Genomic DNA, 23,474 nt, shown 5'->3' on the forward strand with positions numbered 1-23,474 from the left:
GCGACTCATGACGGATCAGGACAAGCCATACGTACGGTACGAAGTATCGGGCGGTGCTGCCACGATCACTCTCGACTCACCCCACAACCGCAACGCGATTTCGACGCGGTTGGTCACGGAGTTGCAGGCTGGGTTGACGGCGGCTGCCGCCGATCCGGCAGTTCGAGCGGTGGTACTCACCCACACCGGTGGAACATTCTGTGCGGGAGCCGATCTGAGTGAGGCCTCCGGTTCGTCCGCATCACCGGAGGACGCCGTCAAGGAGCGAGGACGGGGGATGCTGACACTCTTGCGCAGCATTCTCGAGCTTCCCAAGCCGGTGATCGGGCGGATCGACGGTCACGTCCGGGCCGGAGGCATGGGTCTTGTCGGGGCGTGCGACATCGTCGTCGCCGGACCGGCGAGCACCTTCGCGGTGACGGAATCACGGTTGGGTTTGGCAGCGTCCATCATTTCGCTCACGGTCCTGCCGAGGCTCGACCAGCGATCTGCGAGCCGCTATCTGCTCACCGGAGAGAAGTTCGGCCAGCACGAGGCCGAATCCATCGGACTCGTCACCGCCGCGTCGCAGGACACGGGGGAGTCGATCACCGAACTGCTCGGCACCTTGCGCCAATGTTCACCGCAGGGACTTGCCGAATCGAAGTGGATCACGACGCGTTCGGTCCTGGCTGGATTCGACCGGGACGGCGAGGAGATGATCGCGCAGTCGGCTCGGCTGTTTTCCTCTGACGAGGCTCGTGAGGGCATGATGTCTTTCTTGCAGAAGCGTCCAGCGGCCTGGGCGCAGTAGAAACTGCGCAGCTGGGACACAGAAGCGCTGGAACACAGAAGTAGAAGGGATGGCGGCGCGATGACTCGAGAGCCCAAGCAGGACCGAAGTCGAGTCACGCGCTCCCACCTGCTCGAAGTGACTGTGGAGTGTCTCGCCGAACTCGGGTGGAGCGCAACGACGATGAGCGTCGTCGCGCAGCGTGCCGGGGTGTCCAGAGGCGCGATGCAGCATCACTTCCCGACCCGCGAGGACCTCATCACCGCGGCGCTCGAGGTGATGTTCGACGCCCGGATGGATCAGGCACGAAAGGAATCGACCGACCTTCCGGTGGGTGCCGGACGAACCGAGGCGATCATTTCGCGGTTGGTGGAGTACTACACCGGGACTCTGTTCAAAGCAGCACTGCAGGTGTGGACGGCCGCTGCCTCCGACCCCGACCTGCGTGCCCGCGTACTGCCCCTCGAGGAACGATTCGGGCGCATCGCGCACCGCATGGCCGTCGAGAGTCTGGGTGTCGACGACTCCGACCCGGTGACGCACCGCTTGGTACAGGCGACCCTGGACCTGGCCCGCGGGCTGGGGCTGGCTGATGTCTTGACAGACGACTCGCGCCGACGCACCGAGGTGGTCAAACAGTGGGCGGCGCAATTGGATTCCACGCTTGTTCGGGTACCGGTGGCAACTCCCTGAATCGGTAGCGGCGGGGCCGGCGCCGGTGCTCTCGACGCGCACGTGGCGTGTGTCGGGGGCCACCGAGAAGTACAGTCGGCTCCATGGCCGCACGCACTCTCACTTCGATCGGGACTTCGGTATTGGTCTCGGCTGCCGTGCTCTCGGCCGTGGTCGGCTGCAGCTCCGGCGACGGGTCCGTCGATCAGCCGGGCGACGGTGCGGGTTCGCAGGCACTCGCACCTACGGATCCGGGCCCGATGTTCGCCGAATGCGGCTCGGTGACCGACGAGGAAGTTGTCAACGCCTTCAATCTCGGCGCTTTTGCGACGACGACGCGCAACGGCGTCGGTTGCCAGTGGGAAGTCGCCGGTTCGAACGGCCCGAGCGTCAGTTTCTCCTGGTACCGCGGTAGCCCGATCGGCCGCGAACGGGCCGGGTCCGACCTGCTCGGACGTCCTGCCGACGACATCACGATCGGTGGACACCAGGGCTTCATCGCGTCCACGGCAGGTTCGTTGTGCGAGTTGGGTATCGCGTTCGGCGGAGACTTCGTGCACTGGTCGATCACCTACGGTTTGCTGCCACCGACCGCGGATCCATGCACGGTGGCGCGGGATCTGATGGAAAAAACAGTTTCGAGGGCACAGTGAAGTTCGAGGGCGCCGTGAAGCGCATAAGGATCGGACTCGCCCTGGCGGGGTCGCTGGTTCTGCTGACAGGCTGCGGCTCGGTGGTCACCGGGACTCCTCGTGCGGAGGGCAGCTACGGTGGTAGTGACAGCCAGGAATTCGCGAACGTCCTCCAAGAATGCGAAGCCGTCACCGACGAGCAGATCGCCGGTGCCGTGGGTGCCGACGCCGTCGGGCGTGGGTTCTTCGGCGCTATCTGCCGTTGGGACGGCATCGGCGCCGCGGGTCCGATCAAGATCACCTTCAACTGGTTCGAGACGGGCACCCTCGATCACGAGCGCGCTGCATTCGAGCACCTGGGATACGTGGTGGCGAAAATCGACATCAACGGCAGTGGCGGGTACCAGGTTCGCCAGCCGGCCGATCCGCAGAGCTGCGGGGTGAGCGCGAGCGCACCGGCCGGGGGAGTGTTCGGTTGGTGGGTCACCGAGCCGCAAGGCGGCGCGGATCCGTGCGAGGCTGCGGCAAAGCTCGGCGCGTTGACGTTGAACCGCAGCATCTGATCGCGACCGGTCCGGCTGCGTGGTCTGAGTGTGCAGCCAGAGTCTCTGGTCAGAGCGTGAGGTCACTATCACCGTGGCCTCGCTTTGACCTCGTGGCGCGCCGACAGGTATCGTTATGGGTCGTGTCCGGCATGCCCGGGCCGATCTGTGTGCCTAGCTAGGTATTGCCGTGCGCGCGTTCGAGCAGAAACTGCTGATGAACGAGCATCCGGCTGCCTGTGTGGGGGTATGCGACACGCCCGACCTCGGGGGCAGTGCGCGGCATGAAAGTGCTGAGTACAGACTCTGAGGTGGGTGAGGAGCAGCAGCTCTCTTGCTCCAACTGCTAGATCCCTAATTTCAGAACAGCCACGTTTTCGAACGGCCCGAGTTCGCTCGAGCAGTCTGTTCGTCACAAGAAAGCCGGTAAATGCCAACCATCAACCAGCTGGTCCGCAAGGGTCGCCGCGACAAGACCGCCAAGGTCAAGACGGCAGCCCTCAAGGGCAGCCCGCAGCGTCGTGGCGTGTGCACTCGCGTGTACACCACCACCCCCAAGAAGCCGAACTCCGCGCTCCGTAAGGTCGCACGTGTTCGCCTCACGACTTCGGTCGAGGTCACCGCGTACATCCCCGGTGAAGGTCACAACCTTCAGGAGCACTCCATGGTGCTCGTCCGTGGCGGTCGTGTGAAGGACCTCCCGGGTGTCCGTTACAAGATCATCCGCGGCTCCCTCGACACCCAGGGTGTCAAGGGTCGCAAGCAGGCACGCAGCCGCTACGGCGCCAAGAAGGAGAAGAGCTAATGCCACGTAAGGGCCCCGCTCCGAAGCGCCCGCTCATCAACGACCCGGTTTACGGTTCCCCGTTGGTGACGCAGCTCGTCAACAAGATCCTGCTGGACGGCAAGAAGTCCACCGCAGAGCGAATCGTGTACCAGGCTCTCGAGCAGGCACGCGAGAAGACCGGCACCGATCCGGTCGTCACCCTCAAGCGCGCCCTGGACAACGTCAAGCCTGCACTCGAGGTTCGTAGCCGCCGCGTCGGTGGCGCTACCTACCAGGTGCCGGTCGAGGTTCGCCCCGGTCGTTCCACCACGCTGGCACTGCGCTGGCTGGTCACCTTCTCGCGTGCACGTCGTGAGAAGACCATGGTCGAGCGTCTCGCCAACGAGCTCCTCGATGCCAGCAATGGCCTCGGTGCAGCTGTGAAGCGTCGCGAAGACACTCACAAGATGGCCGAAGCCAACAAGGCATTCGCCCACTACCGCTGGTGATGTAAAGCGTCGGAGCAACTGCCATCGGGTGGGGCTCCGACGCTTGTCGCCGTTGGCGGCCTGATCATCGCGACGGATTCCGGACGCAGGTGGCCAGGTTCGCCTCGGCAGAGACATAATTGAAAGACCATGGCCCTGACGGTGGAACACACCGATAAGGCCGACACCCGAAAACCAAGCAACGAGCGGGGAAGAAACCTGTGGCACAGGAAGTGCTGACTGACCTGAACAAGGTCCGCAACATCGGCATCATGGCGCACATCGATGCCGGCAAGACCACCACCACCGAGCGCATCCTGTTCTACACCGGTGTCAATTACAAGATCGGTGAGACGCACGACGGTGCGTCGACGACGGACTGGATGGAGCAGGAGAAGGAACGCGGCATCACGATCACGTCTGCCGCCGTGACTTGCTTCTGGAACAACAACCAGATCAACATCATCGACACCCCCGGCCACGTCGACTTCACGGTCGAGGTGGAGCGGTCGCTGCGCGTGCTCGACGGCGCAGTTGCTGTCTTCGACGGTAAAGAGGGTGTCGAGCCGCAGTCCGAGCAGGTTTGGCGTCAGGCTGCCAAGTACGACGTTCCGCGCATCTGCTTCGTCAACAAGATGGACAAGATGGGCGCGGACTTCTACTTCACAGTCCAGACCATCATCGACCGCTTGGGCGCGAAGCCGCTCGTTCTCCAGCTGCCCATCGGCGCTGAGGACGACTTCGACGGCGTCGTCGACCTGGTCGAGATGAAGGCCATCACCTGGCGCGGCGTGGTCCCGACGGGAACCGCTCCGACCATCGAGGAGATCCCCGCGGATCTCGTCGAGAAGGCTGCCGAGTACCGCGAGAAGCTGCTCGAGACGGTTGCAGAGTCCGACGAAGCTCTCATGGAGAAGTACTTCGGCGGCGAAGAGCTCACCATCGAGGAGATCAAGGGCGCCATCCGCAAGATGACGGTCGCCTCCGAGCTGTACCCGGTTCTCTGTGGCTCCGCGTTCAAGAACAAGGGCGTTCAGCCCATGCTCGACGCTGTCATCGACTACCTTCCGAACCCGCTGGACATCGGCGAGGTCATCGGCCACAAGCTCGGTGACGAAGAAGTAGAGATCACTCGCAAGCCGAGCAAGGACGAGCCGTTCTCGGCTCTCGCCTTCAAGATCGCTGCTCACCCGTTCTTCGGCAAGCTGACCTTCGTCCGCGTGTACTCGGGTCGTATCGATCCGGGTGCTCAGGTGCTCAACGCAACCAAGGGCAAGAAGGAGCGCATCGGAAAGCTCTTCCAGATGCACGCCAACAAGGAGAACCCGGTAGACGAGGCCGTAGCCGGCCACATCTACGCAATGATCGGCCTCAAGGACACCACCACCGGTGACACCTTGTGCGATCAGGCGAGCCCCATCGTCCTCGAGTCGATGTCGTTCCCCGCGCCGGTCATCCAGGTCTCCATCGAGCCCAAGACCAAGTCCGACCAGGAAAAGCTGGGCGTCGCGATCCAGAAGCTCGCCGAAGAGGACCCGACCTTCTCGGTCGAACTCGACGAAGAGACCGGTCAGACCGTCATCGGCGGTATGGGCGAGCTCCACCTCGACATCCTCGTCGACCGCATGCGTCGCGAGTTCAAGGTCGAGGCGAACGTCGGTAAGCCGCAGGTTGCGTACCGCGAGACCATCACCAAGAAGGTCGAGAAGCACGACTACACCCACAAGAAGCAGACGGGTGGCTCGGGCCAGTTCGCAAAGGTCATCATCGCTCTGGAGCCTTTCGTGGGCGAAGACGGTGCTACCTACGAGTTCGAGAACAAGGTCTCCGGCGGACGTATCCCGCGCGAGTACATCCCCTCCGTGGATGCCGGTGCGCAGGACGCGATGCAGTACGGTGTTCTCGCCGGCTACCCGCTCGTGAACCTGAAGCTGTCGCTGCTCGATGGTGCTTACCACGACGTCGACTCCTCGGAAATGGCGTTCAAGGTTGCCGGTTCGCAGGCACTGAAGGAAGCCGCCCGCAAGGCCGGCCCCGTCATTCTCGAGCCGCTCATGGCTGTCGAGGTCACAACGCCCGAGGAGTACATGGGCGACGTGATCGGCGACCTCAACTCCCGCCGTGGCCAGATCCAGGCCATGGAGGAACGCAGTGGTGCCCGTGTCGTGAAGGCGCTGGTTCCGCTCTCGGAGATGTTCGGTTACATCGGTGACCTGCGGTCGAAGACCCAGGGCCGAGCGAACTTCTCCATGGTGTTCGATTCCTACGCAGAGGTTCCCGCGAACGTCTCGAAGGAAATCATCGCCAAGGCGACGGGCGAGTAAGCACAGCGAGCTCCCCAGCCCGCGCCGGCAAGTAACCTCGGTTTCTTCCGGCACGAAGCACGACCTAGTAACAACCAACCGCACTGCTGCATACGGCAAGCAACAACAGTCCAGGAGGACACAAAGTGGCGAAGGCGAAGTTCGAGCGGACGAAGCCGCACGTGAACATCGGCACCATTGGTCACGTCGACCACGGCAAGACCACGACGACGGCGGCCATCACCAAGGTTCTCGCGGATGCATTCCCCGACCTGAACGAGGCTTCGGCCTTCGATCAGATCGACAAGGCTCCCGAGGAAAAGGCTCGTGGCATCACGATCAACATCTCGCATGTTGAGTACCAGACGGAAAAGCGCCACTACGCGCACGTCGATGCACCGGGTCACGCCGACTACATCAAGAACATGATCACCGGCGCAGCTCAGATGGACGGCGCTATTCTCGTCGTCGCAGCTACCGACGGCCCGATGCCCCAGACGCGCGAGCATGTCCTGCTCGCTCGCCAGGTTGGCGTTCCTTACATCCTCGTCGCCCTGAACAAGGCCGACATGGTTGACGACGACGAGATCCTCGAGCTCGTCGAGATGGAGGTCCGCGAACTGCTGGCCGCTCAGGAATTCGACGAGGAAGCCCCCGTCATTCCGATCTCGGCACTCAAGGCACTCGAGGGTGACCCGAAGTGGACGCAGTCCATTCTCGACCTGATGGCTGCTGTCGACGAGTCCATCCCGGACCCGATTCGTGAGACCGAGAAGCCCTTCCTCATGCCCGTCGAGGACGTCTTCACGATCACCGGCCGTGGCACCGTTGTCACCGGTCGTATCGAGCGTGGCGTTGTCAACGTCAACGAAGAGGTCGAGATCGTCGGCATCAAGGAAACCTCGACCAAGACCACGGTCACGGGTATCGAGATGTTCCGCAAGCTGCTCGACTCGGGCCAGGCCGGCGACAACGTCGGACTGCTCGTTCGTGGCATCAAGCGCGAAGATGTCGAGCGTGGACAGGTTGTCGTCAAGCCGGGCACCACGACTCCCCACACGGAGTTCGAGGGCCAGGCATACATCCTGTCGAAGGACGAGGGCGGCCGCCACACCCCGTTCTTCAACAACTACCGCCCGCAGTTCTACTTCCGTACCACGGACGTTACGGGCGTCGTGACGCTGCCTGAGGGCACCGAGATGGTCATGCCCGGTGACAACACCGAGATGTCCGTCAAGCTGATCCAGCCTGTCGCCATGGACGAGGGCCTGCGCTTCGCAATTCGCGAAGGCGGCCGTACGGTCGGCGCCGGCAAGGTTGCCAAGATCATCAAGTGAGACTCTTGTCTCGCTAGCTGATTCACAGCACTGAAAAAGGCGCTCATTCCCTTCGGGGAGTGAGCGCCTTTTCTGTGTCTTCCATCGGGTGGCCTGTGATCGAGTGTTCGGTGATCGGGTGCCTGCGTGGTTCTTACTTACTTGTTGGCTTCCACCCGGTCGAGGTGCAGCAGAACCTGTACTGCGACGGTCGAGCCGTCCAGGCTGCGCCTGGTTGCGCCGGCGATACGTTCGGCCGAAGCGGTGAATCCGGCGACGTCGATCGACGGATCTGCGGTGACGACAATCGACAGCGTCGGCAATCCGCGATCGACCGTCGCTTTGCTCTTGGTGCTCCGCACGCCGGTCAGCTGAGCGAGCTCGGCCGCTACGCCGTCTGCGACGGGTCCGAGATCCACGCTGACGTCGGTACCGGATTCGTTGTGCCGCAATGTGACTGCGCTTGTGCGGCGCCGGCGAAGGTTCAGGTACAACAGCCCGAAACCGGCGAAGACACAGAGGACGAAGGTGCCCGACAGTACCCAGTGCCACCACGGCTCCTCCGGAAGGCCGAAGAGGACCTCCCGATCGAAGCGTGACACCCAGGTTCGAATCAGCGACGCGCCCGCGTCCCACGCGATGGCGTATGCGCCCGCCGCGAGGAGTGCGATTCCGACGATGAGGACGATGATCCGATCGACCGCGGAGATCCAACGGTTCACGAGGCGTCCTTTCGTCGTACTACAGTTTCTCGCACGACAACCGAAAGTTGCAGTGGCCGCTGCAGTATCGCGAGGTGGGGCCGAACCGCCGCGTCGACGGCTGCGGCAAGTTCAGCTCGATCGCCACCGGTCGATTCGATGTGGACCTTGACGTGTTTACGGTCGACGCTGGTGTGAGCCGAGCCGACGCCGGGAACGACCGCTGCGTGGCTACTGCACAGACGTGCAATGTCAGTCGGCCGCATCCACACCGTCGATGCGCTCGGGCTCCCGAGTGGGACATGGGTTTTCGCACGGCGTTTGATCGCCGACATTATCAGGACAACACCCGCGACAACGGCAGCGATTGCCACCGGAAGTAGCCACGGTTGCCAGTGCAGACGAGACGTCCACTCCACGGAGTTTCGGATCCAGGGTGCCGATTCGAAAGTTCCACGGTTGATGAACCATTCGCGCGAGACGACGAAGGCGAGTGCGAGTAGACCACACGCGATGACGACGGCCGAAACCGCGGCCGCCGGGTTCGCAGAGGGGACCCGCGGCGGAATCGGATCCGAGAGTGCCTGCTGTGCCGGGCCCTCCGCGATCTCGACGCCGGAAACACAGGAGTCGTCAGAACCCTCGGTTGCCGCGATCATCACGTTCATGTCGTGGAGTGGAAGCCCGGTCAGCGATTCGACGCTGCGACCGACTTCCGTTCGCACCCGGCCGGTCAACTCGGTGACCGAACACGGCCAGGACACGGCGAGGAAGAGATTGATCGCGACGGCGTCGCTACCCATCGAGATGTCGGCTCGCGGAAGGTCGCGTCCTGTCAGGCGGGTCAAGCCACCGGACTGGCGGACCACCCCCGGGACGTTCACCGCTGCGGCCGTGGCGATCTTGGCCATCGCACGGTCCTTGATGACCAAGGAGCCGCGTAGGCCAGGATCGTCCGCTGCGCTGGGATCGGACGGCTCAGCCACGGCCACGGCTTCGGAGGATCGCGCCGAGGTCGAGATGTCCGTCGCGGTGTGCTCCGATCGCCATACCGGCGGCGCCGAGCAGGACTGCGAAGACGAAACCGCTGAACCCACCCATGATTCCGGCGAGTGCGAGGAGCAGACCGACCAGCAGTCCGACGGTGGTGCTGTTCATGTCAGTTCCCTTCTCGAATGTTCGGTGCAATGTCTGTGACGGTGGCAGGCTCGGTGACTGCGTTTTCGGCATCAACGGGTAGATATCCCGCTGTCGACAGGTCGCCGACGGTCACGTTCACCGGTACGTCGACCAATCTCGCCACCACCGCTCGTACGCGTTCGGCGACGCTGCGAACGTCGGCCGGATAGTGAACGGAAATGTGTACAGCACAGGAGTTTTCGTCGACGACGACGCCGGTGATGCGGCGTCCGGGGAGGTAGGTTCCCACTTCGCCGAACTGTCCTCCGTGCAGATCTGCCACTTCCGGGATGGCAAGAACCGCGTCGGCGACTACCTCGGCCGCGTCGATCTCGCGGCCGGCGTCGGCGGTACTCACTGAACCCTCGGCTTGGCTTCCGGATCGGTACTGCCGCCGCTCTCTGCATCCTCGAAGAGCATGACGTCGAAGACGGTGATGTTGACCTCGGTGACCTCGAGACCCGTCATGCTTTCCACTGCGGCAATGACGTTGCGGCGGATACCTACCGCCAGTTCGTGGAGTGCGACGCCGTACTCGGCGACAATGCCGATGTCGATGGCGGCTTGTTTCTCGCCTACCTCCACCGCCACGCCCTGGGCATGGTTGACGCGGGCGCCCGGTATGCGGTCGCGAAGTGCCCCCACCGCACGCGCTGTGCCCCCGCCGACGTCGTACACGCCGTTGATCTCGCGGGTCGCGATACCGGCGATCTTGGCGACCACGGCGTCGGCGATGATCGTCTTACCCTGGGTGCTGACTAGTTCCGCGCCACCGTCGGCGCCGAATCGGACGCTGTTCTTTTCACTGGAATCGCTGGTCATGGGGGCTCCCTGCTCATGTGTCAGTGCGTGCGTCTGAAGTACCTCCAACTGTAGTGACTGGTAGGTGACCATGCGGGATGCACCACACCTACTCCGGCATTTGGTATGGCAGAGTCGGAGGCAAATAGTGACGGCGTTCATAGTGAGCGCTGCAAGTGACGTGGGTCGGACAGGGTGGTACGTGGTGGCACGGATAGTGATCGTGGGTGCGGGTTTGTCGGGACTGCGGACCGTCGAGGAACTGCGACGAGCTGGTTTCGAAGGTGAATTGACGCTCGCGGGTGGGGAAACGCATCTGCCCTACGACAGGCCTCCGTTGTCGAAGGAAGTGATCCGCGGCGACAAGGACGAGACGACCTTGCGTCCGGCCGAGTTCTACGTCGAGAACAAGGTCGATCTCAAGCTCGGTTCGCCGGCAACCTCGGTGGACACGGTCGCCAAGTCGGTGGCGTTCGCCGACGGATCCACCCTGGACTACGACGAGTTGGTCATCGCGACCGGACTGACTCCGCGTCGCATCTCCGGCCTTCCGGAGTTGTCCGGAGTGCACGTTCTGCGCTCCATCGAGGAAGCGTTGGCCCTCCGCGCCGACCTTGCTCCCGGTAAGCGTGCGCTGATCGTCGGGGCCGGCTTCATCGGCTGCGAACTGGCCGCGAGCATGAAGTCTCACGGCGTCGACGTCGTGTTGCTCGAACCCCAGCCGACGCCGCTGGCGTCGGTGCTCGGCCCCACGGTCGGCGCCCTCGTCGAACGTCTGCATCGGAACGAGGGCATCGACGTCCGAGTCGGTACGGGCTTGACCTCGTTGTCCGGCGACGGAGCGGTTGCCGCGGCGACCTTGAGCGACGGTTCGGAAATCCCGGTCGACGTGGTCGCGATCGGAGTCGGTTCGGTGCCGGTCACGGGATGGCTCGACGGTTCGGGGATCGAACTCGACAACGGAGTGCTCTGCGACGGCGTCGGCCGCACCAGCACCGAACACGTCTGGGCGGTCGGCGACGTCGCGTCCTGGCAGATCGGAGATCGACGCAAGCGTGTCGAACACTGGACCAATGCTGGGGACCAGGCCAAGATCCTGGCGGGAGCGATCACCGGAACGGGTGATCCGGACGCGCCGGCGCAGGTTCCGTACTTCTGGAGCGATCAGTACGACGTCAAGATCCAGGCATTGGGGACCGTCGCACCCACGGACACCGTTCACATCGTGAAGGACGACGGCCGAAAGTTCGTCGCCTACTACGAGCGCGACGGTGTGCTGGCAGCTGTCGTCGGCGGCGGTAGCGCGGGAGCTGTGATGAAGATGCGCGCGAAGATCGCAGCCGGCACGCCCATCTCGGACGTGTTGGAGTCCACACCGGCCTGAACGGATGAGGCAGGACCGGTTCCGAGACGATAGATTTGTGCGGTGATCGTTGCACTCATCGACTCGGGACTGGGCCTGCTCCCTACCTCTGCGTGGCTCAGACGCCTGCGCCCGGATCTCGATCTTGTGCTGTCCCTCGATCCGGACGGCGCCCCCTGGGGGCCCAAGCCCGAGGAGTGGGTCGTCGACCGGGTACTCGGTGCGGTGCGCCGGAGCCTCGATCGTGGGGCTCAGGTCATCGTTCTTCCATGCAATACCGCGAGCGTCACCGCTCTCCCACACGTCCGTGAACTGGTCGGACCGGGTGTGCCGGTCATCGGAACGGTGCCCGCGATCAAGCCCGCGGCCGCCGCGTGCGATTCAGTGGCGATCTGGGCTACCGCCGCGACGACTGCCAGCCGGTACCAAGCCGATCTGATCGAACAGTTCGGCAACGGCGCCAAGGTCGTCGGGGTGCCGTGCCACGGCCTGGCCGATTCGATAGACCTCGGTGATCGTGCAGCCGCACTTGCAGCCATCGAATCCGCAGTGGCCCGGACGCCGGACGACGTCAACGGCGTTGTCCTCGGCTGCACGCACTACCCACTGCTCGCGGACGAAATCGCAGCGCGGCTACCCGCCGGTGTCACACTCTTCGACAGTGCCGAAGCCGTTGCACGACAGACCCTGCGGCGGATCGACGGGCTCGGTGACGCGGGTGAAGGATCGGGAACCGTCGAGGTTTTCGTGAGTGGACGTCCGGGCGCGCTACCGCCCAGCGCCGAAGCCTTCGACGCCGGGCGGTTGTTGGGCGCGATCAAAGCCTGATCCAGCCTGCAGCCAGCCATTCATCAATGGGCAGCTACTCCGCTCCGTCAATGGGCGGCTACGCCGCTCCGTCAATGTGCGGCTACGCCGCCGTGACCCCCGTGATGCATCCGCGCACTCATCACCGGCATCGCACTCACCGCGACCACAACGGTCAGGACCCCGACCACCCAGGCCGTCCACGACGCACCGCGTAGAGCGTCGAAGCTCATGACCCAGGGTGAAATGAACATCAAGACGCCGAAAACGCCCATCGCGTAATCCGCCATGGCCATGTCCGGACGTGCCATGTGCGCCAGACCCGACAGTGCAACCAGGACACCCAGGACGACGAGTGACCACATTGCCCGATCGGTGGTGTCGAGCCACATCGGCGAGAGAGCCGCAAAGACGCCGAGAACCACCGCGACGGCATCTTGCATTCGATTCCACGACTTCATGACGAGACCTCCAAAGACGAGAGTGTGTCCACCTGTAGTACACGCCCGCGGCAGATCGAGATCAACTCTCCGCCAATTGCATTCGCGTTGCAGTTAGAGGCGATGTGGAGGCTCGAATATCAAGATTTGTGACTATTCGTCCGGATTGCCACGAGCCCGCGCGGAGCGCTGGCCGCGATATGTCCCGAGAGTGCCATGAGGGTGAGAGTGGTGAATGCGATAGCGGCGGTGATCATGGGTGGTCCTTTCACTGACTGTCCTCGAGTGTCGTCTGCCGACCTGTGGCCGAGCAGGGCACACGGTGTGAGGACGCTGAGAGAATCGAAGAGTCCGCACAGACGACCCGTGAGAAGGTTCTGGGGTGTCGCAATCGAGTGCCCAGGACGTGATCGAACAGTTGGCCGACCTCGCGGATCCCGCGGATGCCGTCCAGCTACAGAAGTTCTTCAAGACAGCGCCGGGGGAGTACGGCGAGGGTGACGTCTTCATCGGCGTGCGAGTACCGAAGACGCGTTCGGTGGTGAAGAAGCATGTCGGTCTCGAGTTGCCTCAGGTACGCCTCCTTCTCGACAGCGACGTCCACGAGCATCGCTTGGCCGGTCTGTTGATCCTTGTTGCTCGATTCGAAAAAGTCAGTCGCCCAAAATTTTTCGACGACGAGAGTCGCTCCCGCATCGCCGACTTCTATCTCAGCGCTGTCGAGGACGGGCGGGTGAACAATTGGGATCTCGTGGATTCGTCCGCCGGACAGATCCTCGGCGGCTGGCTGTACGACCGAGATCGCCGGCTGATCTTCGAGCTTTCCGATTCGGGTGACCTGTGGCGACGACGGGTGGCGCTGCTGACGACGTACGGATTCATCACTCGCGGCGACGGGTCGACCACGCTCGAACTTGCCGCGCAGGTGCTGGGTGATCGACGAGACCTGACCCAGAAAGCGATGGGCTGGATGCTCCGCGAGGTGGGCAAGCGGGTGGACCGGGATTTGTTGACCGGTTTCCTCGCGAAGAATGCAGCAGACATGGGACGCACGGCGCTGAGCTACGCGTGCGAACACCTGACCGCAGAAGAGCGAGCGCACTTCCGGGCGGCCCGCTAGCGAAGTACCGCTCGGTAGGTTGTGGGACGATTCTCGGTATGCCCGCCACCCGTGTCGAGGCGTCTCGAATTGTGACGATCGGTTCACTGATCGCTGCCGGCGTCGCAGCTCTGTGTTATCTCGTGTTCTCCGTTCGAGCCGTCGAACCCGTTGATTTTCTCGTCTACCGCTACGCTGCCCAGGCGTTCGCAGCGGGATCGAACATCTACGAGGGCAATCTGTCCGGCCCGTTGATCGTCGAAGAGGGTATGCCGTTCACCTACACCCCATTCGCGGTGATCTTCCTCTGGCCGACTGTCCTCTTCGACTGGTGGACTGCCTATCTGCTGTGGTCGGGATTGTGCATCGCGGCGTTGGTGTGGACGGTTGCGAGGTTCACTCCCGCTCGCGTCCCCAAGCGGCCGCTCGTCATGGCGGCATTGGTCCTGGCCGTGTCGGTGACCCCCATCGTCAGTGCGCACATCTCATTCGGCCAGGTGAACTTGGTGCTGATGGTGCTCGTACTGCTCGATGTGACTCGCCGAGAGGATTCGAGATTCGGCCGGTGGTTTCCGCGAGGACTGCTGATCGGCGTCGCGGCCGCGATCAAGCTGACTCCGGCTCTCTTCATCGTCTACTTCGTCGTCACGAAGCAGTGGCGACTCGCGATCTGGAGTTCGATCGGATTTGCCGCGGCGACCGCCGTCGCAGCAGTGGTGGACCCGGCCGTCAGCTGGACCTTCTGGTCGGACGTCGTCTGGAACCTCAGCGACCGGGTGGATTTGAGCGGGCAGGCGATCGCGAGTGCCGGCAACAGTTCGCTGCAGGGCGGACTTGCCGCGCTGGGCCCATGGACAGCGTCTCTGGCGATGCCGTCGACCGTGCTGTGCGCGGGGGTAGCGCTATGGATCGCCCGAGATGTCTATCGCGTCGGGCGAGCGGTCGATGCGGCGTTGGTGATCGGATTGAGCGCGCCGATTCTTTCGCCGATCAGCTGGATTCACCACTGGGTGTATCTCGTGCCTGCCGCCGTCACGGTTCTCTTTCGGCTTCGATCGCCGCTGCAGTTCGGTGCGGCCGCTCTGGGGTTGGCGATCGTCTACTGCGGGCCGAGTATGGGACAGCAGTTCATCGAGACGTCGCCGCTCCTGCTGTCGTTCGGGTTGGTCTTTCGTGAGGGTTTCCTGATCGTGACCCTCGCACTGATTCTTGCGCTGTGGCGGTTGCCCACAACGGCGCCTGCGTGGGTTTCGCGGCGGGACTCGGAAGATGACTCGGGAGACTCCGAACATGACAAAGCCCCCGATTCCGCAGGGAATCAGGGGCCGTCATGCATCGAAGCAGGGTTCAGAACTCGATCTTCAGGTGATCGGTGATCGGCTTCGCCTGGCAACCGAGGATGTAGCCGTTCGCCACGTCCTCGGCGTCGAGGATTTCGGAGTTGTCCATCTGAACTTCGCCTTCGGTGACGGTGCAGGCACACGACCCGCACTCGCCTTCCTGGCAGGAGTACGGCACGTCGAGGCCCTTGGCGAGCATGATGTCGACGAGCGTCTGCTTGCGCGGCCAGACGAGGGTGTGGGTTTCACCGTCCAGTTCGACCTCGACGGTTGCGGCGTCGGCTGCTTCCTCGTCGGAGACCTCGGCTACCTCGACGTCACGGAACGGGTCACCCGCGAGTGAATTGAAGACCTCGGCGTGAACCTGCGTGCGGGGCATGCCGGCCTCTGCCAGTGCCTTGTGGACGGCGTCCATGAAGGGGCCTGGACCGCACATGAAGGCCTCGTACGCGACAAATGGCTTGGCCAGTGTCGCCAACTGTGAGACGGCGGGGAGTCCCTGCACGGTTTCGATCCAGTGGACAACGGTGAGGCGGCCGGGGTGTTGCGCTGCCAATTCGCGAAGTTCGGCGCCGAAGATGACGGACTTCTCGTCGCGATTCGCGTAGATCAGCACGACGTTGCCGCTGCCCTGCGTGAGGGCGGACTTGAGGATCGAGATCACCGGAGTGATACCGCTGCCTGCACCGAAGAGCAGGAAGTCGTGATCGAGCGACTTGGGCGTGAAGACACCTGACGGCGGCAGCACTTCGATGGTGTCGCCGACCTGGAGCTTGTCGCACAACCAGTTGGAGCCGTAGCCGTCGACGGTTCGCTTGACGGTCACCTTGGGGGCGTCGTCGGTGAAGGGTGAACTGGCCAGCGAGTAGCAGCGTGCGACCGAGCCGGTCTGATCACTCGGGATGCGCAGGGTCAGGAATTGACCTGGCTTGTAGTCGAACTTGTCCTTCAGTTCTGCGGGAATCTCGAACACCAGCGACCGGGCGTCGGAAGTCTCTTCGATGACTCCGGACACGGTGAGTACCGCCGATCGCGAGCTGTGCGGTACCTCGACTGTCGTCATCGCGAAGCTAGTCCTCTCGTGAAGCTGGGTAAAGCGCAGGTCAGTGAAGTGCAACATCTAGAACGTGTTCTAGTTCAATGTTAGCAGTGATGAAAAGCTACTGGGGATCGTAGTCGCCGAGCAACACGTTCCCGATCAGCGGGAACCACGGCGGTCTGATCCAGCCGTCCTGGCAGTCCGGGGTGGCGTCGACCTGCCCGAACGGGCGGTTCGTGAGCGGCGTCCGGGCGGTTGAGCTGCCGAAGTCTGTGCACGGGCTGTTTGTCGGTACACAGTGGGAACCAGGTGAGACGCCGGTCACAAAGATTCGGCTCGAATCCCTCCCGCAGTCACATTCGTGCACATCCCTGAGGAGATACCGATGGCTATCGAGCTCAACCAGATCTGGGACTTTCCCATCAAGGAGTTCCACCCCTTCCCTCGCGCCCTGATGGGTGTGGGCGCTCACGACATCATCGGGGTGGAGGCCAAGAACCTCGGCTTCAAGCGCACCCTTCTGATGACGACCGGTCTGCGCGGTTCGGGCATCATCGAGGAACTCGTCGGCAAGATCGAGTACCAGGGTGTCGAGGTCGTGCTCTACGACAAGGTCGAGTCGAATCCCAAGGACTACAACGTCATGGAGGCCGCGGCTCTCTACCAGAAGGAGAAGTGCGACTCGATCATCTCGATCGGCGGTGGTTCGAGCCACGACGCCGCCAAGGGCGCTCGCGTCGTGATCGCACACGACGGTCGCAACATCAACGAGTTCGAGGGCTTCGCCAAGTCCACCAACAAGGAGAACCCGCCCCATATCGCCGTATCCACCACGGCCGGAACGGGTTCCGAGACGTCGTGGGCGTACGTCATCACCGACACGTCGGACATGAACAACCCGCACAAGTGGGTGGGCTTCGACGAGGCGACCATCGTCACCCTGGCGATCGACGATCCGCTGCTCTACTACACCTGCCCTCAGCATTTCACCGCGTACTGCGGCTTCGACGTACTCGCGCACGGCAGTGAGCCTTTCGTGTCTCGTCTCGATTTCGCGCCTTCGCTCGGTAACGCGATCTACTCGGTCGAGTTGGTCGCGAAGAACCTGCGCGAGGCCGTCTTCGAGCCGCGCAACCTCAAGGCCCGCGAGGGAATGATGAACGCGCAGTACATTGCCGGGCAGGCCTTCAACTCCGGTGGGCTCGGCATCGTTCACTCGATCTCGCACGCGGTCAGTGCCTTCTTCGACAGCCACCACGGTTTGAACAACGCAATCGCGTTGCCGCGTGTGTGGGAGTACAACCTGCCTTCGCGCTACGAGCGCTACGCCCAGTTGGCCGGCGCACTCGGTGTCGACACTCGCAACCTCACCACGGTTCAGGCCGCGGATGCTGCCGTCGAGGCTGCCATCCGTCTGGCCAAGGACGTCGGTATCCCCGACAACTTCGGTCAGGTTCGCACCGACTCGTACGCGAAGAACCAGATGAACACCAAGAAGTACGAGGGCCGTGGTGATGTCATCAAGGGTGACGAGAAGACTGTGCGCGCCATCTCCGAGCACATTCAGGACGACTGGTGCACCCCGGGCAATCCCCGTGAGGTGACCGTGGAGTCGATGATCCCGGTTGTCGATCACGCGATCAACAAGTCGTACTTCTAGCAGGGCCTTCGGCCCCGTGCGCCTTTTTGGTAGCCCGCACTACCAAAAAGGCGCACAGGGGCTTGCCCCCCATGAAAGGTATTCCATGTCCGGTCGCAGTTTCTCCAGCGGAATCGAAGTGAAAGATGCTCTGCGAGAGCAGGACTACATTGCCGATGACGAGTTCGCGGTAGTCGTTCATCTGGCGACGGCGCTGGGGCGTCCGCTCCTGCTCGAAGGTCCGGCCGGTGTCGGCAAGACGGAACTGGCGAAGTCTCTGGCTGCGATCGGGGGCCGCAAACTGGTGCGATTGCAGTGCTACGAAGGGCTGGACGACAATCGCGCCCTGTACGAATGGGACTACGCGAAGCAACTCCTGCACGTGCAGATGCTCCGCGACCGGATCAGCGATCAGGTTTCCGAATTCGACAGCGTCGCCGAAGCGTCCAAGTTTCTGGCCGATCAGGATTTCGGTTTGTACTCCGAGAACTTCCTGTCCGTACGACCGCTGCTCGAAGCAATCCTCTCACCCGATCCGGTAGTGCTTCTGGTCGACGAGGTAGACCGCACCGAGGAGTCGATGGAAGCACTGCTCCTCGAGATTCTCGCCGAACAGCAGATCACCATTCCCGAGGTCGGTACGTTCGTTGCCCGCTCGCAGCCCTGGGTCATCCTGACGTCCAACGACACCCGCGAGCTCTCACCCGCACTCAAGCGTCGTTGTCTGCATTACCATCTCGGCTATCCGACATCGGAGCGTGAACGCGAGATCGTCACGGCCCGAGCGCCGGAGGTGGATTCGGCTACGGCCACCGAGGTTGTCGAATTGGCTCGCATCTTGCGTGATCTCCCGCTGCGCAAGAGCCCGTCCATCTCGGAGGTCATCGACGCGGCCAGAGCGGCAACAGTGCTCGCGGCCGGCGGATTCGACACCGCTTCCGACGCCAAGGTGCGCGACATCCTGCTCACGGCGTTGCTCAAGTACTCGTCCGATGTGACGCTGGCCAAGGAACGATTCGACGGAAAGCGTCTCGAATCACCGTCGCGTGACGGCGGCGAGCCGATCGAGCGGTCCACGGTGGCAAGCAAACCCGCCAACACGACGACGGCCGTGTTCCGGGGCACGGGTGGACGTGACCCTCATCAACAGGGAATCCGCGGCGGCAGCGGAATCCGTTCGACGCGATGACGACGCTCGGTGGCCTTGCCGTGTGGCAACCGTCGTTTGTTCTCGACGTGGTGTCCGCGAGTTTCGGCCGATTGCTGAGGGCGGCCGGAGTTTCCGCGTCACCGGCCGAGGTCATCGAGGTTCGGCGTGTTCTCGCGATGGTCGGCGCTTCGGATCGTGAGACGTTGCGAGCATGTCTTCGGGCAGTGTGCGCCAAGTACTCTCACGAGCAGGCCGGTTTCGATCGGGCGTTCGACGCGCTGTTCCGGCCGGCCGCAGGCAAAGCGCACGGCGAGCGGATGGGTTCGCGCGCCGAGGTGGCGGACGGTCTACCTACCGCGCTGGGGATCGACGAGGATCAAGAAGTTGGTCGGTACGCCGAGTACAACGAGCGTGCGGCCGAGGTCGGCGACTACTTCGACACTCCGGAAGCGGAGAAGGGCTTCAACCCGCACAAGGACGACGACGATGTGTCGATGACGTCGAGCGATGCCGAACTGTCGGTCGATACCGGTTCGGAGACCGGTCGACGCGGAGTCAGTTACACGGTCGACGTGGACCGTGCAGCATCGGCGGTGGCCGGTGACCTGAGCACCAGTGTTGCTGCAGCAGTGGTCGGCTCGCTGTCCTGGGACGATCCGACGTCGATCCTCGCCTGGTTGGATGCCTACGACCCGAGCAAAGCGTATGCAGATGTCTCCGACGACGGGCCGTTGACGCAAGCACAATTGAACCGGCTCGTCGAGGCGGTCGAAGCGTTCGTGCAAGCACTCTCGGCAGCTGCACTCGCCGAAACCGCTCCCGATGCGCCCGACAGTGAATCTGCAGCGGGCGCAACGCACAACGACATCGAACTCGCGTGCCACGAAGTGCTTCGGCGGATGAGAGGACCGTCCAGACCTCGGCCCCGTGAGCGCTCTCGTGGGCATCTCGACATGCGGCGCACGGTGCGTTCGAGTCTGCGCACCGACGGAATTCCCTTCCATCTGGTCGTGAAAGCTCCTCGCCCCGATCGTGTTCGACTACTTCTCATCGCCGACGTGTCGCTGTCCGTGCGCCCCATCACCGCGTTCACTCTGCGCTTGGCTCAGGCAATGCATCGCCGAGCAGATCGTTGTGAAGTCCTCGCCTTCGTCGATCGTCCGGTCGACGTGACCGACACCCTTCTCGCCAGTAGTGGTGACGGCGCACTGGCCGCGGTACTCGCGCACCCGGTTCTGGATCTGGAAGCCAGCAGCGATTACGGGCGGGTGCTCACAGAATTGTTGGACGAGCACGGAAACACCTTGAACTCACGGACGTCTGTCATCATCGTGGGCGACGGTCGGTGCAACGGGTTGCCCCCGCAGGCGGACAAGCTCGAGGAACTCCGCCGAAAGGTCCACCGTCTGGCCTGGATCACGCCTGAACCACAGCGTTACTGGAACCAGGCATCGTGCGCGATGCCGGAGTATTCGGAGATCTGCGACGAGGTTGTTGTTGCCCGAGATGCCGCGCAACTGATGGCAAAGGCCGCCGAGCTGGGGCACGCACTTCGCTGATGTCAGTGCACTTCACCGATGTCACTGCGCGATCTGTCGTGAACTAGTTTGATCTCATGTCCGAAATCAGGGGATCGATCTGGCGACCGATCGCGGCGCTGACAGTGCTCGGCGCCGTGTGTGGGGTTGTGGCGCTCGGCGTGTTTCAGTGGTGGTGGAAGTCGTTGGCGTCACCGCACATTCTCACCGGAGGATCCTATCGGGAGCCGTTTTCCGAACCGACATACACCGGACCCATATTCATGGACCTCTTTCCGGCAGAACCTGCCCCGTGGTTGTACTCGGGACTGGTCCTCGGACCGACTGTGGTCGGCTTGCTCGCCGGGATCGTGTTCGTGGTCTTCGTCCGGTGTAATCGTGCGCAGAACCGCGCGAGTACACCGGACGAATCATCAGAGCGCTAGCAACGCGCGCGAGCGCAGGCGGGGGTCTGCCAACGGACGTAGCGCCAAGCGCAGCAGGACCAAGACGTTGTCGTCGCCGGCAATCCTGTTGACTTTCAACGTATTGCACTCGACACACTGGTGAACGAGCATCCATTCACCGTCTTGACGGACCGACAGGCACAGCGCCGCCATGGCACCTCGGCACTGTTGTGCTCGGTCGCCCGGAACGCGACCGTCCACGTGGCGGCTGGCCAGACAGTTCGGGCAGTGGTTCCGATGAGCGGTACCCGGCGCCGCAGTGGAGATGTCCAAACGGCATGTGAGACAACGGAAGCTCGATCCTTGTTCTCCGCCGATTCCGTGCAGTACGTGCTTGGCCCGTTGCGGTGCCCGCCGCGCGCGGGTGCTGGGATTCCTACGTGGCATCTGATTCCCCCTCACAAGTCGCCGAAGGCTTCGAGCGGGAAGGGCGGTTGCGCGAGCGGTCGCACTGCCATTCTCATCAACAACAACTGGTTGTCGTCTCGGCTGACGGGGTTGGAGGTGAGCTCGAGGCACTGTGCGCAGCGGTGGATGATCATCCAATCGCCACTGCGCAGTACTGCGATCGAAATGGGAGCCATCCGCATTCCGCAGTCCGACGGTCCACCTTCCACCTGGTCGAACAGGTGTCGGGAATGCAGGCAACTGGGGCAGTGGTTTCGGCGATCACCATCGGGGCCGTACGTCATGACTGTGAGTCCGCACTGAATGCACGAGAAGGTGTCGGTTTTCGAGATGGAATTGTGTGATTGAGGCACTGGAGAACTCCTAGCTGAGTGAACAAAGCAGTAGGAGCAGGCCGAGGGGGCCTCGCGGCTGTCAGTCCGACGTTTCGAGGATCAGCATGTGACCCTCGAGGTTGCCGGCAGTGCAGGGGCGGGAGGCGCGCTCGGCGCGGGCTGGGTCATAAACACCTTCTGAATCGGTTCTACGGGCCACTCTGGCCGCAACCGAAAGTACAGCGGGACCTTCTCGCCGCGCCATTCATTTTCCCGAGACGCCTTACCTGCCCGAACGGGTAGGTAAGCGCCTCTCCTTCGGTGGGTGTGCCCCGACTGCTGTCCGCGTAGGCTCGGGGCCAGCGATTGTAAGGTGGATCACACCAGTTTGTGCACGTGGGAGTTGATGCGCTGAGAGCGACGGATGCGAAATCCCGACCGGAGATCTCAGAGCAGCGAGAGGAGAGTGGGGTCGTGTCCGTGGCATACCCGGATGCTGTGAACCACGGTGTTCATCGCCGCGGCACTGCTGCTCGACTGGTCAAATTTCACGCCCCCGAGATCGTCTTCGGTATCGGTTCCCTGGTCGAGGCAGCACACGCGACTCTGAGGTTCGGCGGGTTCCGGCCATTCCTGGTCACCGATCCCGGTCTGATCGACGCGGGGTGGGTCAGCGAACTCGAAGACCATCTCACGGAGCAGGGATTGACGGCGACGGTGTGGTCAGGGCTGACGCCCAATCCCAAGGACTTCGAGATCGCGGCCGGTTTCGAGGTGTACCAGGAAGGCGAGTGTGACGTCATCATCGCGCTCGGCGGCGGTTCGGTCATCGACGCGGCTAAAGGTGTAGCCGTCCTCGCTGCCAACGGTGGCAACATACTCGACTACGAGGGGGTAGATCAGGCGACCAAACCGATCCCGCCGTTGGTGATGGTTCCCACCACGTCCGGCACGGGCGCGGACGTGTCGCAGTTCTGCATCGTCACGGACACGACCCGCGGCACCAAGATCACCATCATCGGCCGGGCGCTGGTGCCAGATGTGACGGTCATCGATCCGCGGTTGCTCACGACGATGCCCGAGTGGCTCAATGCAGCAACAGGATTGGACGCATTGACGCACGGAATCGAAGCCTTCGTCTCACTGGCGCACAATCCGTTGACCGATCATCACGCGCTCCGCGCGGTCGGCCTCGTGACCGAGAACCTGGTGCACACGATCCAGGACCCGATGGAGATGGAAGCTCGATCGGTGATGGCGCAGGCGAGCCTCGAGGCCGGGTTGGCGTTCACCAACGCGATACTCGGAGCCGCGCACGCCATGAGCCATCAGGTGGGCGGCATGCTCGACCTTCCGCACGGCGTCATCAACGGAATTCTCTTGCCCCACGTCATCCGGTTCAATTCCACCACGGACGCCGCCCCCTTTGTCGCCATCGCTGCGGCACTGAGTCTTCCCGAGCAACGCGGCACCCCGGAGGAAGCAGCGCTGGCGGTGGCCGACCGGGTCGAGCGTCTCGCCCGGGAGGTCGGTGTGCCGAAGGGGCTGGGGGAGTTGGGTGTTCGCGAGGAAGACCTGAGTAGGCTCGCCAGCTTCGCGTTGCTCGACGCCTGCATGTCCACCAATCCCAGGGAAGCGACGCAGGAACAGATGGTGGCGTTGTTCCGAGGTGCCTTGTGAAGATGGACGCTGTGAAGATGGACGCTGTGAATTGGTGCA

At 63.1% G+C, this 23,474-nt stretch carries 26 protein-coding genes; 17 read left to right on the forward strand and 9 right to left on the reverse strand.

Annotated elements, in window-relative coordinates:
* Nucleotides 1-7: 7 nt before the first annotated feature.
* From KTR60_RS08780 to tuf, 8 genes are all read left to right on the forward strand, one after another.
* A complete protein-coding gene (locus KTR60_RS08780; RefSeq protein WP_047268915.1) occupies nucleotides 8-793 on the forward strand; it encodes an enoyl-CoA hydratase family protein in 786 nt (261 codons plus the stop codon).
* Nucleotides 794-853: 60 nt separating this feature from the next.
* Nucleotides 854-1,465 carry a TetR/AcrR family transcriptional regulator gene (locus tag KTR60_RS08785; protein WP_003942008.1) on the forward strand — a complete coding sequence of 204 codons (612 nt, stop codon included), beginning with the start codon at nucleotides 854-856 and terminating at the stop codon, nucleotides 1,463-1,465.
* Between the two features lie 83 nt (nucleotides 1,466-1,548).
* On the forward strand, nucleotides 1,549-2,097 hold the full coding sequence (locus KTR60_RS08790; RefSeq protein ID WP_003941874.1) for a DUF3558 domain-containing protein: 549 nt from the start codon (nucleotides 1,549-1,551) through the stop codon (nucleotides 2,095-2,097).
* Nucleotides 2,094-2,639 (forward strand): DUF3558 domain-containing protein, encoded by a 546-nt coding sequence (locus tag KTR60_RS08795; protein ID WP_003942022.1) that lies wholly within the window; start codon nucleotides 2,094-2,096, stop codon nucleotides 2,637-2,639. Before KTR60_RS08790 ends, KTR60_RS08795 begins: the two co-directional genes overlap by 4 nt.
* A gap of 409 nt (nucleotides 2,640-3,048) precedes the next feature.
* Entirely contained in the window at nucleotides 3,049-3,423 is a 375-nt protein-coding gene (gene rpsL, locus KTR60_RS08800) for a 30S ribosomal protein S12 (protein WP_003941908.1), read from the forward strand.
* Nucleotides 3,423-3,893, forward strand: a complete 471-nt coding sequence (gene rpsG, locus KTR60_RS08805) for a 30S ribosomal protein S7 (protein ID WP_003941856.1) — start codon at nucleotides 3,423-3,425, stop codon at nucleotides 3,891-3,893. Before rpsL ends, rpsG begins: the two co-directional genes overlap by 1 nt.
* Before the next feature lie 200 nt (nucleotides 3,894-4,093).
* Complete coding sequence (gene fusA / locus KTR60_RS08810; protein WP_007728394.1) at nucleotides 4,094-6,196, forward strand: elongation factor G; 2,103 nt, start codon at nucleotides 4,094-4,096, stop codon at nucleotides 6,194-6,196.
* A gap of 125 nt (nucleotides 6,197-6,321) precedes the next feature.
* A complete protein-coding gene (gene tuf, locus KTR60_RS08815) occupies nucleotides 6,322-7,512 on the forward strand; it encodes an elongation factor Tu (protein WP_003941926.1) in 1,191 nt (396 codons plus the stop codon).
* A 137-nt stretch (nucleotides 7,513-7,649) separates the two neighbouring features.
* Here tuf and KTR60_RS08820 read toward each other — a convergent pair whose 3' ends face one another.
* Genes KTR60_RS08820 through KTR60_RS08840 form a run of 5 tightly spaced genes read right to left on the reverse strand, consistent with a single transcriptional unit; the run spans nucleotide 7,650 to nucleotide 10,193 of the window.
* Complete coding sequence (locus tag KTR60_RS08820; protein ID WP_054187810.1) at nucleotides 7,650-8,213, reverse strand: hypothetical protein; 564 nt, start codon at nucleotides 8,211-8,213, stop codon at nucleotides 7,650-7,652.
* Entirely contained in the window at nucleotides 8,210-9,184 is a 975-nt protein-coding gene (locus KTR60_RS08825; RefSeq protein ID WP_416309261.1) for a DUF6286 domain-containing protein, read from the reverse strand. Before KTR60_RS08825 ends, KTR60_RS08820 begins: the two co-directional genes overlap by 4 nt.
* A complete protein-coding gene (locus tag KTR60_RS08830) occupies nucleotides 9,171-9,350 on the reverse strand; it encodes a hypothetical protein (protein ID WP_003942043.1) in 180 nt (59 codons plus the stop codon). Before KTR60_RS08830 ends, KTR60_RS08825 begins: the two co-directional genes overlap by 14 nt.
* A gap of 1 nt (nucleotide 9,351) precedes the next feature.
* On the reverse strand, nucleotides 9,352-9,729 hold the full coding sequence (locus KTR60_RS08835; protein WP_042453130.1) for a hypothetical protein: 378 nt from the start codon (nucleotides 9,727-9,729) through the stop codon (nucleotides 9,352-9,354).
* On the reverse strand, nucleotides 9,726-10,193 hold the full coding sequence (locus KTR60_RS08840; RefSeq protein ID WP_003941912.1) for an Asp23/Gls24 family envelope stress response protein: 468 nt from the start codon (nucleotides 10,191-10,193) through the stop codon (nucleotides 9,726-9,728). Before KTR60_RS08840 ends, KTR60_RS08835 begins: the two co-directional genes overlap by 4 nt.
* Nucleotides 10,194-10,377: 184 nt before the next feature.
* Between KTR60_RS08840 and KTR60_RS08845 the strand changes: the two genes are divergently transcribed.
* Nucleotides 10,378-11,556: an NAD(P)/FAD-dependent oxidoreductase gene (locus tag KTR60_RS08845; RefSeq protein ID WP_228402035.1), complete on the forward strand. Its 1,179-nt coding sequence runs from the start codon at nucleotides 10,378-10,380 to the stop codon at nucleotides 11,554-11,556.
* A gap of 42 nt (nucleotides 11,557-11,598) precedes the next feature.
* Complete coding sequence (locus tag KTR60_RS08850; protein WP_042921015.1) at nucleotides 11,599-12,363, forward strand: glutamate racemase; 765 nt, start codon at nucleotides 11,599-11,601, stop codon at nucleotides 12,361-12,363.
* A 71-nt stretch (nucleotides 12,364-12,434) separates the two neighbouring features.
* On the opposite strand, the gene KTR60_RS08855 is transcribed toward KTR60_RS08850, so the two are convergent.
* The gene (locus KTR60_RS08855; protein ID WP_003941901.1) at nucleotides 12,435-12,803 is read right to left on the reverse strand and encodes an SPW repeat domain-containing protein; all 369 of its coding nucleotides are present in this window, start codon (nucleotides 12,801-12,803) and stop codon (nucleotides 12,435-12,437) included.
* A 361-nt stretch (nucleotides 12,804-13,164) separates the two neighbouring features.
* On the opposite strand from KTR60_RS08855, the gene KTR60_RS08860 reads away from it, so the two are divergent.
* Complete coding sequence (locus KTR60_RS08860; protein ID WP_228402036.1) at nucleotides 13,165-13,902, forward strand: DNA alkylation repair protein; 738 nt, start codon at nucleotides 13,165-13,167, stop codon at nucleotides 13,900-13,902.
* Nucleotides 13,903-13,940: 38 nt separating this feature from the next.
* Entirely contained in the window at nucleotides 13,941-15,257 is a 1,317-nt protein-coding gene (locus KTR60_RS08865) for a glycosyltransferase 87 family protein (RefSeq protein WP_228402037.1), read from the forward strand.
* Here the strand turns inward: KTR60_RS08865 and KTR60_RS08870 are convergent.
* Entirely contained in the window at nucleotides 15,229-16,284 is a 1,056-nt protein-coding gene (locus KTR60_RS08870) for a ferredoxin--NADP reductase (RefSeq protein WP_003941851.1), read from the reverse strand. The two genes, KTR60_RS08865 and KTR60_RS08870, sit on opposite strands and share 29 nt — an antisense overlap.
* Nucleotides 16,285-16,645: 361 nt before the next feature.
* On the opposite strand from KTR60_RS08870, the gene mdo reads away from it, so the two are divergent.
* From mdo to KTR60_RS08890, 4 genes are all read left to right on the forward strand, one after another.
* Nucleotides 16,646-17,920, forward strand: coding sequence for an NDMA-dependent methanol dehydrogenase (gene mdo, locus KTR60_RS08875; protein WP_003942095.1), 1,275 nt, complete (start codon nucleotides 16,646-16,648; stop codon nucleotides 17,918-17,920).
* 85 nt (nucleotides 17,921-18,005) lie between these two features.
* Nucleotides 18,006-19,088 carry a MadB family AAA-type ATPase gene (locus tag KTR60_RS08880; protein WP_063314739.1) on the forward strand — a complete coding sequence of 361 codons (1,083 nt, stop codon included), beginning with the start codon at nucleotides 18,006-18,008 and terminating at the stop codon, nucleotides 19,086-19,088.
* A complete protein-coding gene (gene madC / locus KTR60_RS08885) occupies nucleotides 19,085-20,608 on the forward strand; it encodes a MadC family VWA domain-containing protein (protein WP_064114064.1) in 1,524 nt (507 codons plus the stop codon). Before KTR60_RS08880 ends, madC begins: the two co-directional genes overlap by 4 nt.
* 56 nt (nucleotides 20,609-20,664) lie before the next feature.
* Nucleotides 20,665-21,012, forward strand: coding sequence for a hypothetical protein (locus KTR60_RS08890; protein ID WP_054187805.1), 348 nt, complete (start codon nucleotides 20,665-20,667; stop codon nucleotides 21,010-21,012).
* On the opposite strand, the gene KTR60_RS08895 is transcribed toward KTR60_RS08890, so the two are convergent.
* Together KTR60_RS08895 and KTR60_RS08900 are read right to left on the reverse strand one after the other, a co-directional pair.
* Complete coding sequence (locus KTR60_RS08895) at nucleotides 21,001-21,420, reverse strand: RNHCP domain-containing protein (protein WP_054187804.1); 420 nt, start codon at nucleotides 21,418-21,420, stop codon at nucleotides 21,001-21,003. The two genes, KTR60_RS08890 and KTR60_RS08895, sit on opposite strands and share 12 nt — an antisense overlap.
* An 11-nt stretch (nucleotides 21,421-21,431) precedes the next feature.
* Nucleotides 21,432-21,725, reverse strand: coding sequence for an RNHCP domain-containing protein (locus KTR60_RS08900; RefSeq protein WP_230359893.1), 294 nt, complete (start codon nucleotides 21,723-21,725; stop codon nucleotides 21,432-21,434).
* Between the two features lie 504 nt (nucleotides 21,726-22,229).
* Here KTR60_RS08900 and KTR60_RS08905 point away from each other — a divergent pair.
* Nucleotides 22,230-23,435 carry an iron-containing alcohol dehydrogenase gene (locus KTR60_RS08905; RefSeq protein ID WP_003942060.1) on the forward strand — a complete coding sequence of 402 codons (1,206 nt, stop codon included), beginning with the start codon at nucleotides 22,230-22,232 and terminating at the stop codon, nucleotides 23,433-23,435.
* Nucleotides 23,436-23,474 lie beyond the last annotated feature (39 nt).

The organism is Rhodococcus sp. C1, assembly GCF_020809065.1.
Taxonomy (GTDB): domain Bacteria; phylum Actinomycetota; class Actinomycetes; order Mycobacteriales; family Mycobacteriaceae; genus Rhodococcus_F; species Rhodococcus_F qingshengii.

What these genes read in the sequence shown, in the direction of transcription:
- KTR60_RS08780 (WP_047268915.1), top strand. Translation starts at nt 8, where the DNA reads ATGACGGATCAGGACAAGCCATACGTACGGTACGAAGTATCGGGCGGT.
- KTR60_RS08785 (WP_003942008.1), top strand. Translation starts at nt 854, where the DNA reads ATGACTCGAGAGCCCAAGCAGGACCGAAGTCGAGTCACGCGCTCCCAC.
- KTR60_RS08790 (WP_003941874.1), top strand. Translation starts at nt 1,549, where the DNA reads ATGGCCGCACGCACTCTCACTTCGATCGGGACTTCGGTATTGGTCTCG.
- rpsL (WP_003941908.1), top strand. Translation starts at nt 3,049, where the DNA reads ATGCCAACCATCAACCAGCTGGTCCGCAAGGGTCGCCGCGACAAGACC.
- rpsG (WP_003941856.1), top strand. Translation starts at nt 3,423, where the DNA reads ATGCCACGTAAGGGCCCCGCTCCGAAGCGCCCGCTCATCAACGACCCG.
- KTR60_RS08830 (WP_003942043.1), bottom strand. Translation starts at nt 9,350, where the DNA reads ATGAACAGCACCACCGTCGGACTGCTGGTCGGTCTGCTCCTCGCACTC.
- KTR60_RS08840 (WP_003941912.1), bottom strand. Translation starts at nt 10,193, where the DNA reads ATGACCAGCGATTCCAGTGAAAAGAACAGCGTCCGATTCGGCGCCGAC.
- KTR60_RS08855 (WP_003941901.1), bottom strand. Translation starts at nt 12,803, where the DNA reads ATGAAGTCGTGGAATCGAATGCAAGATGCCGTCGCGGTGGTTCTCGGC.
- KTR60_RS08865 (WP_228402037.1), top strand. Translation starts at nt 13,941, where the DNA reads ATGCCCGCCACCCGTGTCGAGGCGTCTCGAATTGTGACGATCGGTTCA.
- KTR60_RS08870 (WP_003941851.1), bottom strand. Translation starts at nt 16,284, where the DNA reads ATGACGACAGTCGAGGTACCGCACAGCTCGCGATCGGCGGTACTCACC.
- mdo (WP_003942095.1), top strand. Translation starts at nt 16,646, where the DNA reads ATGGCTATCGAGCTCAACCAGATCTGGGACTTTCCCATCAAGGAGTTC.
- KTR60_RS08880 (WP_063314739.1), top strand. Translation starts at nt 18,006, where the DNA reads ATGTCCGGTCGCAGTTTCTCCAGCGGAATCGAAGTGAAAGATGCTCTG.
- madC (WP_064114064.1), top strand. Translation starts at nt 19,085, where the DNA reads ATGACGACGCTCGGTGGCCTTGCCGTGTGGCAACCGTCGTTTGTTCTC.
- KTR60_RS08890 (WP_054187805.1), top strand. Translation starts at nt 20,665, where the DNA reads ATGTCCGAAATCAGGGGATCGATCTGGCGACCGATCGCGGCGCTGACA.
- KTR60_RS08895 (WP_054187804.1), bottom strand. Translation starts at nt 21,420, where the DNA reads ATGCCACGTAGGAATCCCAGCACCCGCGCGCGGCGGGCACCGCAACGG.
- KTR60_RS08900 (WP_230359893.1), bottom strand. Translation starts at nt 21,725, where the DNA reads ATGACGTACGGCCCCGATGGTGATCGCCGAAACCACTGCCCCAGTTGC.